This window comes from Microcystis sp. M49636_WE2, from assembly GCF_030065375.1.
Lineage (GTDB): Bacteria > Cyanobacteriota > Cyanobacteriia > Cyanobacteriales > Microcystaceae > Microcystis > Microcystis aeruginosa_C.
Genome location: NZ_JASJFG010000012.1, coordinates 1 through 12,244 on the forward strand (window position 1 = coordinate 1; position 12,244 = coordinate 12,244).

Genomic DNA, 12,244 nt, shown 5'->3' on the forward strand with positions numbered 1-12,244 from the left:
ATCTTTTTCGCGAATATGATTGGAACCCGTGCCGAAACTTTCCTCCCCGCAAAGGGTTGCTTTCCCCGCATCTAACAAATTACCGAAGAATTTCCAACCGGTGGGAGTTTCATAACAGTCAATTCCCAGTTTAGCCGCTACGCGATCGGCCGCCGCACTGGTGGGCATCGATCGCGCCACTCCCGTGATACCATTTTGATACCCTGGTACTAGATGAGCATTGGCAGTTAGTACCGCTAAACTATCACTGGGGGTGACAAAAAAATTCCGACCGAGGATCATATTGCGATCGCCATCTCCATCGGAAGCGGCCCCAAAATCCGGGGCCTCTTGACCGAAGAGAATTTCTACCAGATCATGGGCATAGACTAGGTTAGGATCGGGATGACCACCACCAAAATCCTCTAGGGGAATACCATTTAACACTGTACCCTTGGGCGCACCTAAACGCTGTTCAAATAGAGCATAAGCGTAGGGACCGGTTACCGCATGGAGAGAATCCATGCACATTTTAAACTTACCAGAAGTGAGTAGGGCCTCAATGCGATCGAAATCAAAAATCTTTTCCATCATTTTGACGTAGGGAGTAACCGCATCGATCACTTCCACATCCATAGTTCCCAGTTTAAAGGAACCGGGGCGATCAAGATTAATATCGGCCCCTAAGAGGATTTTATAACTGCTAATCACCTTCGTCTCGGCATAAATTGCATCGGTGATATTTTCCGGGGCCGGTCCGCCGTTAGTAATATTGTACTTAATGCCAAAATCCCCCTCTGGACCGCCGGGGTTATGACTAGCGGAGAGAACAATACCGCCAAAAGCGTTATTTTCGCGAATTAACCCAGAAATAGCGGGAGTGGAGACAATACCATCGGTTCCCACGAGGATTCTACCGATACCGTTAGCGGCGGCGATTTTCAGGATAGTTTGAATAGCTTGACGGTTATAATAACGACCATCTCCACCGACGACTAGGGTTTGACCCTCGATACCGTCTAAAGTATTGAAGATAGCTTGAATAAAATTTTCCAGATAATGGGGTTGTTGAAAAACGGGAACGGATTTTCGCAATCCAGAAGTCCCCGGTTTCTGGTCACTAAAGGGTTTTGTGGCAACGGTTTCAATCGTCATAGTCTTTTCTCGATGGGCTGACGCAATTGTAAACTTAAGTATATAGCAGTAGGTTGACAGCCAAGAAATCGGGTAAGAAAGACAACGGTTCTATTGGGTTTGGTGAGTGAGTGGAAGGAACCACTCCAGACACAAAGGACACAGAGATCGATCGCTCCTATATAATTTAAACTGGTCGCAACGCGCTCGCTACGCGAGATCACACAAAGAATAAGAGAGCTAATCTAAGGATAGGGGGTTAAGATGGGTCTTAGCCGATAAATTAACCAGATTTGGGGGTATAAACCCCCAATAATAACCAATTTTAGCTATATCGCTTAATCGGCCCCTTCAATCGGTGCAAATCCCTGACGTTGAATATTCTCGCTGATGTGACGAGGTTCGAGGAATTGCAGCAGATAATCGGGACCCCCTGCTTTGGAACCTACCCCCGACATCTTGAAACCCCCGAAGGGTTGACGGGAGACAATCGCACCGGTGATTCCCCGGTTAATATAGAGGTTTCCTACTTCAAATTCCTGCGTAGCTCGGTTAATATGGGCAGGAGTGCGAGAATATAAGCCACCGGTTAGAGCATAGTCGGTTCCGTTAGCTACGGCTAAAGCTTGCTCAAAATTGCTCACTTTGATAATCGCCACCACCGGACCAAAAATTTCCTCCATCGCTATTACCGCATCGGGGGGAACATTTTTAAAGACGGTGGGACTGACGAAGTAACCCACTTCTGGAATTGGCATCTCTAGGGCCAATTCTGCCTCTTTTTTACCAGTTTCGATATATTCCCGAATTCTTGCTTGAGCTTTCTCGTCGATAACCGGTCCTACTTCCGTACTCGGTAAATCCGTCGGCCCGATATTGAGGGACTTGGTAGCCTCGACAAAGCGATCAACAAAGCTATCATAGACGCTTTCCAGAACGATTATCCGCGAACAGGCCGAACATTTCTGGCCGGTGTAGCCAAAAGCGGACTTAACCGCACCGACAACGGCCTGATCTAAATCGGCACTCTCATCGACAATTAGGGCATTTTTGCCGCCCATTTCGGCGATAACTCGTTTTAGGTGTTTTTGACCCTTTTGCACGATAGAGGCATCTGTATAGATGCGACAGCCCACTTCTCGTGAACCGGTGAAGGCGATTAGGTGAACATCGGGATGGCTAACTAAATGCGCCCCCACTTGCGAACCTTTACCCGGGATATATTGGAAGACTCCGGCAGGAATACCCGCTTCTAGGAGAATCTCGGCAAATTTCGCCGTAATCACCGAGGAAGTCTCGGCGGGTTTCAATAGCGTACAGTTACCTGCTACTAAAGCCGCTACTGTCATCCCCACCGCAATGGCTAGGGGGAAATTCCAGGGAGAAATCACTAAAGCAATACCCCGGGGTTGGTAGGAATAACGATTATTCTCACCTGCTACGTCGAAATTATGCCCTAAATCCAGTCTTTCCATCTCGGAGGCGTAATAACGGCAAAAATCGATCGCTTCTGACACTTCCGGATCCGCCTGTTGGATAACTTTGCCCACTTCCAAACAAATCCAGGCCGATAACTCGTGTCGTCGCGCTTCCATCAAATCCGCCGCTTTTCGCAGTATTTCGGCTCTTTTTGCCACTGGAGTGCGTTTCCAAGCGGGAAAAGCCTGTTTCGCCGCTATGATCGCTTTTTCTGCCTGTTCCACCTCAATTAAGCCTACTTTCCCCACTATTTCCTGTGGGTTACAGGGATTAACGGAATTAATTTGAACATTGGTGGCAACGTATTCGCCGTTAATTAGGGGTAAATAGGTTTTACCGAGGGAATTTTTGACAAAAGTAAGGGCTTGACTCGCTTTATTTCGTAATTGCTCGTTAGCATAATCTGTATCGGCGGCATTAGGAAAACCGGCGATAATCGGGTTATCCTGGCCTAAAACCCGGGGGGCTGCGATTAAATCTTCCACGGGACGATCCTCCAAATTTTGCCTTAGGAAGGAACTATTAGCGGTATTTTCTAATAAACGGCGGATTAGGTAGGCCATACCGGGTAAGAGTTGTCCGTAGGGGGAATAAACCCGCACCCGATGACCCCGCTTCACTAACGCTTTGGCTAATTGGTCGCCCATGCCGTACAATACCTGCATTTCAAAGCGACGACGGGGAATTTCTAAACTTTCTGCGATCGCACAGGCCAAGGCTTGCGATCGCACGTTATGACTACCGATGGCGGCGTATAAATATTGATGATTTTCCAATAATAACCGCGTCATACGTTCATAATTGGCATCGGTGGCCGATTTTTCGTTATATACCGGCTGTGGCCAATGATTTTGCCGAGATTTAATCGTTTCCTGATCCCAGTAAGCGCCTTTGACTAGCCGGACAGTCAGGGGATAACCGCGCTTTTTGGCCCAATTAATTAAATCTTGTAAATCTTGGGCAGAATCTCTTAAATATGCCTGTAGGGTGATGCCAATATCGGTACGACTGCGAAATTCTTCTTCTAGGAGTAATTCTTTCAGGATAGCCAGGGTGAGGTTTTTATAAACGTACTGTTCCATATCAAAATGGACTGCCACCCCTAACTCCTGAGCGCGTCGCAATAGTAGGCGAATGCGATCGCAAACTTTCTCTTTACTACCAATCGGATCCATGGGATCAAACTGAGAATAAAAGGCAGTTAGCTTGACAGAAACCTGCACTTGTGGTAGTAACTCGCCATCTGCTTCATCAATTTGGCTAACTTTATTCCATTTGGTCGCTTCTTGAGCCAAATGGGTCATTAAATCCAGATAACTTTGTAGATAAACTTGGGTTTCCGCTTCAGTAATTACCGCTTCACCGAGGAGATCTATGGTAAAAGCCATTTTTTCCTTCCGCAGACGGGTGACAGTGCGAGTAATTTGCTCTAGGTCTTCCCCGGCGATATACTTACGAGCTAAGGTTTCTACGGATTTACTGATCAGACTGGCGGCCGTTTGAGCGGGTAGGGAGTTAGGATCACTAAAGTTGAGGATACTTTTCAGCGCACTGGGCAGTTCTACGGAAGCATCACCGAGGTATTGTTGGAGATGATTAGCGATCTCGGCATTACTGCGTAAAGCGGGTAAACAGTCAATAAAACGGAATAATTGTACTCGTAAATTGGGGTTAGACATTGCCCAATCGAGTAATTTATCATCCCAACGCATTTGATCCTGTAAAGCAGACCAAAGACCTTTTTTTTCCCGAGTTTCGGCTAAAAGTTGTCTAGCGATCTCTTGGGTTTTGGTTTCGTAGTTTTGAGTTGATTCGATTTGGATAACCACGGCGATTCAAGTAAAAAAATTATCAACGGGATTCAGCTTTCAGCAAGCTACCGTCAGCCTTCAGCCTAAAATTCAGTTTTTGAGCTTTTTCAGCTGATTGCCGCTCTTAATGGGTCTTTTCTCTGGTTTATATTCTTACCGAAGGACTAATCAAAGCTAATAGCTGATCGCTTTTGCTGAACACTCTATTGTACTCGATCAAGCGGGGAGAGGGAATTATGAATTATGAATTATGAATTATGAATTAGGAAATGGGGAGAATAAATAAAAATAATCTCCTGACTTCAAAGAGGGTGTGGGGTGTGGGGTGTGGGGTGTGGGGTGTAGGGTGTGGGGTGTGGGGTGTGGGGTGTAGGGAGAATAAATAAAAATAATCTCCTGACTACTGATTACTGATTACTGATTACTGATCACTGATTACTGATACCCGATAGTCCTTGTGTATTGTCGAAGCGTTTACCTATAATAACTTTAAAAAGATTTTCGGGATCATCGGTAGCCCTATGGCAAAAATTGAAACGAGAACAGAACCCATGGTTTTAAACATGGGACCCCATCACCCTTCGATGCACGGAGTTTTGCGCTTAATCGTCACCCTTGACGGGGAAGACGTGATTGACTGTGAACCCGTAATCGGTTATCTTCATCGGGGCATGGAAAAAATTGCCGAAAATCGCACCAATGTCATGTACGTTCCCTACGTTAGTCGTTGGGATTACGCCGCAGGGATGTTTAACGAGGCGATTACAGTCAATGCTCCCGAAAAATTAGCCGATATCGCCGTTCCCAAACGAGCGCAATATATCCGGGTGATTATGTTGGAACTCAACCGCATCGCTAACCATTTACTCTGGTTAGGCCCCTTTATGGCGGATGTAGGCGCACAAACTCCCTTTTTCTACATTTTCCGGGAACGGGAGATGATTTATGACCTCTGGGAAGCTGCCACGGGAATGCGGTTAATTAATAATAATTATTTCCGTATTGGTGGTGTGGCGGTGGATTTACCCTACGGATGGGTGGATAAGTGCGAGGATTTCTGTGACTATTTTGACCCCAAAGTGGACGAATACGAGAAATTAATCACTAATAACCCGATTTTCCGCCGTCGTATTGAAGGGATAGGCTGCATTACCAGAGACGAAGCGATTAACTGGGGTTTATCCGGTCCGATGTTGCGCGCTTCCGGGGTGAAATGGGATTTAAGAAAAGTTGACCATTACGAGTGTTACGACGATTTTGACTGGGAAGTGCATTGGGAAACCGCCGGCGATTGTTTTGCTCGTTATCTGGTGCGGATTCGGGAAATGCGCGAATCGGTGAAAATTATCCGGCAAGCACTGAAAGGTTTACCCGGTGGTCCCTACGAAAATCTGGAAGCAAAACGGATGGCAGAAGGGAAAAAATCAGCTTGGAATGATTTTGACTATCAATATATCGCCAAAAAAGTCGCCCCCACTTTTAAGATTCCTAAAGGTGAACATTATGTGCGCTTGGAAAGTGGTAAAGGCGAATTAGGTATCTTTATCGTCGGGAATGATGATGTTTTCCCTTGGCGTTGGAAAATTCGGGCCGCCGATTTTAATAATCTTCAAATTCTGCCCCATATCCTCAAAGGGGTAAAAGTTGCCGATATTATGGCGATTTTAGGCAGTATTGATATTATTATGGGGTCAGTTGATCGCTAAATCTCTTTCAGGGTGGGTTATCTTAACTAACTCACCCCCGTTTTGGCCCAGTGTCATGAAAAAAGCACATCGGCCTTTATTTCAGGTAATGTGCTTCAATCCCTAGTATTTATCTTCTCTAGTGGGGGTGAGTGTTTTTCCCCGCTTCCAATTGAACCTCAGTCATAGGGGGAAGAATCTCGCTTTGGGGAATCTTTAACTCTCCCACCTGAACACCCAAACTAGCCAAAGCAGTTAAAGTGGTGATGATGCGGCAAATCACGTCAATGTCCGCTTTATGTTTTTTCCAGAAATTCATAGATTTTGCTCCTGTTGCCTTATAGCTTGTTTTTTGAGGACAAGTTGATTAAAATGCTTTAAGCAAATGCTGGCAAAAGGGGATCAAAAAGTGGATCAGATGGTAGATTGACGTTTGACGAGATTTATGTTAAGGTCTGGCGAAATCAGATTATCGGATGAAGATGTAGAAACCCTTCGTAAGGCTAAAGATGCTTATAAGGGAAACTATTCTTGTGCTTCGGAGAAAATAGAGAAAATATTAATAGAAGCAAGTCGATGGTTACTTGAGGCATTTCTCGAAGAATACCGTAGTCGAACAAAAACTTCCAGTTATACCATTCCATTAAATGTCTTGAAAGATTGGATGACAGAATCTCAGCCACAATCTGGAACAACTAAAGAGGTTTTAAAACCAAAGGGGAAGAAATTGTACTTACAAAATGAATCTGATTTTAAAGGATTTGAAAATAAGAAGAAAAGGGAGTACATTACTCAAAATAAAATAAATACACCGAGAATTGAAGATATTAATGATAATTCAATTCATTTAACCTTTGATGAGGTTCTGAATTTTTTATTAGATTCGTCTATTTTAAAGGTAATTGGCATATCTGGAGATAGTTTGCGGTTTTGTACTGAAAAAAAATATGGACTAGGAAAAAAAGGGCAAAGAACCGCTAAACAATCTTATATTGTTCAAGCTTATTGCGAAGTATTACGACGAGATTTTGAAAGCTTACAATGTTGTCAAAATCATCATCAAAACCTAAAAAATCAACGAACAAATAATGGGAAGATTTATGATATTTTAACAGAATTTAATTACACTAATCTAGTAAAATTTACCAGTTCAATAGCTGCTAAACCTTTACGAGAAGGAAGTATTTATATTCCCCCTTGTCCTCATACATATCGTTTTTGGTGTTTACATCGTTTACACAAACAACTCTTTATCACTAATAATTTGAACGTTAAACATATTGTTTTTAAATTTCAAGGAGATGGTCAGGAAGAATGGGATAGCTATAGTCTTCATGAACATTTTTTAAATAATTCTGGAGGAATTAAAAATTTAAAGACTAATAATTTTTGTTTGATTTTTGAAGGAATTGATTGTGCAGACTTTTCCCGTTTAAAAGACATTGATTCATTTTGGCAAAACTTAATTACCAACGCTCGTAAAATACAAAATAGTCCCATTCTGGGCTTTTTATTAATGATTTGGTTAGATTATGGAAAAAGTAATGATTGGAGAGATAAGGACAAATTATCAGAATTTCCTATTCACCGCTTACAGATTGACTCTTGCTTTGAACAACGGTCTTTTCAGGAAATTATTCCTACTTTTGCTCAACAACTTCAGTTAGGTTGTGACTTACAGGATGAAACCACAGACTTATTTAAATCTACCTTGCAGCAATTATGGGAAAATAGCAAGCACGGCAACATAGAAGACACACTGAAAGCTTTTTATCAACAATTTCAAGGACAATTATCGAGGGAAAATAGATGGCTAAACTATCCTTAACCTACAGGGGAAAAATTCAACCCAAATCGGATCTTTATTATGAACCGATTCAACAGAAAATTTATCCCTATGACGCAGGTGATGAGTTAATAGAAGTTGTTAACTTGGCTATTGAATTGGGAATGCCTTTGTTACTAGAAGGTGAGCCGGGATGTGGCAAAAGTCGTCTAGCTCATGCCTTAGTTCATGAATTTAATAATGGTCAGCAAAGTGGTTCTATAAAATATTATGAGTGGATAGTTCAATCTACAAGTAAAGCGGAAGATAGTCTCTATCAATATGATTATATTGGTCGTTTACAAGCTGCTCAAATTAGCGGAATTTTAAGCCAAAAAGAAATAGAAGAATCTTCTTCTGAGCAAAAAAATCCAGCTACTTCAAAGCAAAAAAATCCAGCTACTTCAAAAGATTGGGTTGATTTACAACCCTTGGGTAAAGCATTTAAACAAAGTAAAGATAAGCAAGAACAATCGGTAGTATTAATTGATGAAATAGATAAAGCAGATCGAGATTTTCCTAATGATTTACTTTTAGCCATTGAATCTCGTCGTTTTTTCATTAAAGAAACAGGAGAACCAATTGAAGCAGATGATCAAGCTTTTCCTCTGATTATAATTACCAGTAATCAAGAAAAAAACTTACCCAATGCTTTTCTGAGACGTTGCATTTATCACTATATTGAGCTACCCAACCAAGAAAGATTAAGAAAAATATTAACCGAACGGTTTACCGACGCTGAACAAGAGGTTATCATCAAAGCAGTGGACCGTTTTCTGGAAGTGAGAACATCACAAGACGAGACTAAATCTGAAGGAGAAAAAAAAGTTAGCACCAGTGAATTAATAGCCTGGTTTAAATCGTTGCTCAAGTACAAATCTGAAGAAATTATCGCCAAATTAAACGAGGACAAATTACCCCACGCTAGTGTTTTACTAAAAAGCCGTACCGATTTACAAGATTATGGAACAAGAGGTTAAAAAAGCCAATGACATCCCCCCTACTTGACCTATTTTATCAACTCAGAGACGAACAAGGATTTCTGCTGTCTATTGAACAATATTATCGGGTGGAAAATTACCTGATTCAAAAACTCGCCAATGATTCTGATATTGCTATTCAAGAAAATCCCAACTTAGAGAATCCTAAAATTAAACTTCTTTGTCAAGCTTTATGGGTTAAATCCCCGAAAGAAAAAGAAAAGTTTGATCAGGCCTGGACAGAGATGCTACAATTCCAACCAGAAATAAATATAGAAATAGCCCAAAAAACACCTATTCGTCATTCAGAAGAATCGATTAGCAAAATCATAAACCCGATGGATGATAGGGAATCTCCCTCATTAGAAATTACTCCTTCTGGGGATACACCAATAGCACCGGAGACTTCATTTCCACAAATTGCCACAGCTATTGAAAAGCGAAAAAAAATCACCTCCTTAGATAATCCTGATTATTATCCTATTGGCATCGCTAAGTTACAAGAAAGTTGGCAGCAACTGCGTCCATTACCCCTAGAAAGTCCTCGACAAACTTGGGATCTAAAAGCCACGGTGATGGCAACGGCTAAACGAGGTTTTTTTGATCAAATAATTTACCAAAAGAAACAACTTTATCGCCGAGAAATTATAATTTTTATTGATTGTTCTGACTCGATGATTCCCTTTGCAGGATTTGGTCGAATAATGAAGCAAACTTGGGCAAATGTTCCCCATTTTTACTTTGATAATCTGATTAGAGACGAGGTTTTACGACAAGAAAACGGTTGGGAAAGTCAATCTTTAACCAAAGTTCTCTCTAACTATTCTCCGGAAGTAACCAGTTGTCTAATTCTTAGTGATGCGGGTGCCGCTAGAAAACGTTATGTAGAAGAGCGCTTGAGCGCAACAGAAACCCTTATCCGACGATTTAGCCGAAGATTTAGCCGAGTTGCATGGTTAAACCCCTTACCCTATCATCGATGGTATGGGACAACTGCGATCGATATTGCTGATTTAGCTGAAGATATACCCAATTTTTCCATGTTTGAACTAACCACAGAGGACTGGGAAAACTTGATAACATGGCTAAAAGAAGAAGCTATCCCACCCCGTCATTTATTTAATCCTAATCAATTTCAACAAGGGGATAATTGGGATGAGGATGAAGATTTTTTTAGCGCAGAAAGCCGTTTAAGATTATTTGAAAAAGAAAACGAACCAAACACCAGAGAACTAGCGAAACGAGCGGCATTTCCCCTTAGTTTATCCCCTAATTTACTTTATTATCTGCGTCAACATCAAGATAAAAATAATCAAGCTCCTTGGTATGCGATCGCTGATATTTTACTCTCCAGTTTAGTCCGCAAAATAGATCGAGAACTCTATGAAATGTCTCCCGATGTTCGTAAACTATTATTAGAAAAATTAACCCCAGAGGAACTCAAATCTCTGCCCTATCAGTTACAAACCTATATTCAGGAACAAATCGGTGATTATTGCTCAAAATCGGTTTATTGGCAAAATCAACAATGGTTAGCTCTTGCCTACCTAAAACCCAGTCAAGCAGTCAACGAAATCAAACAGGTACTAGCAGAAGCTATCAAAAATAATAACCGAGTGCGTCTTGTGAGATTGACAGCTTTATTAGAAAATCTATCGGCTGCTTTAGCCGATTATGAACCCTTATTATTGCTTAATAAAACGATTGCCGCCTATTCTAGAGGGGATTTAAACCACGTTGGCAATGTCCTTCAACTTTCCCCAGAAGACGAAGGAACCCGACAAAAACGTTTAATAGACGAAGTAGCCGCTATTGTTCCCTACAATGAAAACCTTTTCCTTTTTACCGCAGAAACGGTATTGGTTGATAGAGAAGGTCAAGTTATCGAGAGAAAACCTGTTAAAGCCTATTTTTACGATGAAAACCTTGCGGAAGTTGGCAACCGGAAAGAAGCTCAAAACTATATCCGCATGATGTATATTCCCCAAGGAGAATTCTGGATGGGAACCGAAGACGAGGAAATTGCAAGACTGCTGAAAAAATTTGGTTGGGATGGATTTAGACGAGAAAAACCCCCACACCCAGTAACCGTTTCCTCTTTCTACATGGGGCGTTATCCCATCACCCAAGCTCAGTGGCAAGCTATCGCCGCAACCGCTAAAATAGACATCGACCTAGAGACAAACCCTTCTCACTTTAAAGGGGATGAGCTACCCGTAGAAAGAGTCAACTGGTATCAAGCAACGGAATTCTGTAAACGACTATCAAGGGAAACAAAACGGGAGTATCGGCTACCGAGTGAGGCAGAATGGGAATATGCCTGTAGAGCGGGGACAACAACCGCCTTTCACTTTGGGGAAACGATAACGGCAGATTTAGCTAACTATCGAGCTACTGGTACTAAAACTTATGCCGATGAACCCAAAGGAAAATATCGACGTAAAACAACCCCAGTGGGCTATTTTCAGGTAGCTAATGCCTTCGGGTTGTACGATATGCACGGAAACGTTTGGGAATGGTGTGCCGATACCTGGCACGATAATTATGATGGCGCACCGACGGATGGCAGTGCTTGGATAGAAAATGGGAATGATAATCGTTCTCCATTGCGGGGCGGTTCTTGGTTCGACGATCCACTTGGCTGCCGTTCCGCTTTCCGCGACGACGACGACCGCCGCGACGACGACGACTTCTGCCTCGGTTTTCGGGTGGTGTGCGGTGCTGGGGAGACCCTGTAACCCTTTTTCTCTTTTTTTCCCTTTTTACCCTCATTCCCTTTTCTGGAATTTTTTGGGGCAAGCTATAGAACAAGTGTATTAGTTTAGGAGTTAGGGACTTGCGTGGGAATAATATCCCAATCGATCGGAGGGCGCAAGCTTTGCGCCCCTACAGTAACGGATTTTGTCCACAATGTAGGGGCGAACTGCGTTCGCCCAAAAGGTACATTATCAAAGCGCAAGTCCCTTATACTAAATCTGGTTATTAAAAACCGATTATTTATTCCCCTTTTTCCCTTTTGCCTCTTGCATGAGTGCCTGTCTTCATAAGTAGCCTATACTCAAAGGATTTAGGATTATCACCCAGATAAAACATCCTATAATGAAAGGACAAGAAAAATTAGTCCAAGAAACCCTTAGCCAACCTGATGAAATTCGACGTAGCCGCAGTGACCCTAATGTTTATCTTTTTTATAAACTTCAACGACCAAAACGTTGGCTCTGTGCCATTATCCGAAAACTCAATGGTGATGGCTTCCTAATTACCACTTATCCCACCGATGCAATTAAAGAAGGGGAAATTTTATGGCAGAAGTAAACGTTTATTATGATCCGATGGGCAATACCTTAACCG

8 protein-coding genes are annotated in these 12,244 nt (G+C 42.3%); 5 read left to right on the forward strand and 3 right to left on the reverse strand.

Going from position 1 to position 12,244, the window contains the following annotated elements:
• On the reverse strand, positions 1 to 1,134 hold a 1,134-nt coding region (locus PX484_RS00270), incomplete at its 3' end, for an alpha-D-glucose phosphate-specific phosphoglucomutase (protein WP_288102629.1).
• 317 nt (positions 1,135 to 1,451) lie between these two features.
• Entirely contained in the window at positions 1,452 to 4,421 is a 2,970-nt protein-coding gene (gene pruA / locus PX484_RS00275) for an L-glutamate gamma-semialdehyde dehydrogenase (protein WP_287767154.1), read from the reverse strand.
• A 503-nt stretch (positions 4,422 to 4,924) separates the two neighbouring features.
• Between pruA and PX484_RS00280 the strand changes: the two genes are divergently transcribed.
• Complete coding sequence (locus PX484_RS00280) at positions 4,925 to 6,109, forward strand: NAD(P)H-quinone oxidoreductase subunit H (RefSeq protein ID WP_002754423.1); 1,185 nt, start codon at positions 4,925 to 4,927, stop codon at positions 6,107 to 6,109.
• Positions 6,110 to 6,227: 118 nt separating this feature from the next.
• On the opposite strand, the gene PX484_RS00285 is transcribed toward PX484_RS00280, so the two are convergent.
• Positions 6,228 to 6,407 (reverse strand): hypothetical protein, encoded by a 180-nt coding sequence (locus PX484_RS00285; protein ID WP_287767152.1) that lies wholly within the window; start codon positions 6,405 to 6,407, stop codon positions 6,228 to 6,230.
• 126 nt (positions 6,408 to 6,533) lie between these two features.
• On the opposite strand from PX484_RS00285, the gene PX484_RS00290 reads away from it, so the two are divergent.
• The 4 genes from PX484_RS00290 (at position 6,534) to PX484_RS00305 (ending at position 12,208) form a co-directional block, all read left to right on the forward strand.
• Positions 6,534 to 7,916 carry a hypothetical protein gene (locus PX484_RS00290; RefSeq protein ID WP_287767151.1) on the forward strand — a complete coding sequence of 461 codons (1,383 nt, stop codon included), beginning with the start codon at positions 6,534 to 6,536 and terminating at the stop codon, positions 7,914 to 7,916.
• Positions 7,898 to 8,893: an AAA family ATPase gene (locus PX484_RS00295; protein ID WP_287767150.1), complete on the forward strand. Its 996-nt coding sequence runs from the start codon at positions 7,898 to 7,900 to the stop codon at positions 8,891 to 8,893. Before PX484_RS00290 ends, PX484_RS00295 begins: the two co-directional genes overlap by 19 nt.
• Positions 8,894 to 8,901: 8 nt before the next feature.
• Positions 8,902 to 11,631 carry a formylglycine-generating enzyme family protein gene (locus PX484_RS00300; RefSeq protein WP_287767149.1) on the forward strand — a complete coding sequence of 910 codons (2,730 nt, stop codon included), beginning with the start codon at positions 8,902 to 8,904 and terminating at the stop codon, positions 11,629 to 11,631.
• Between the two features lie 361 nt (positions 11,632 to 11,992).
• The gene (locus tag PX484_RS00305) at positions 11,993 to 12,208 is read left to right on the forward strand and encodes a hypothetical protein (RefSeq protein WP_071846534.1); all 216 of its coding nucleotides are present in this window, start codon (positions 11,993 to 11,995) and stop codon (positions 12,206 to 12,208) included.
• The last annotated feature ends 36 nt before the right edge of the window (positions 12,209 to 12,244 follow it).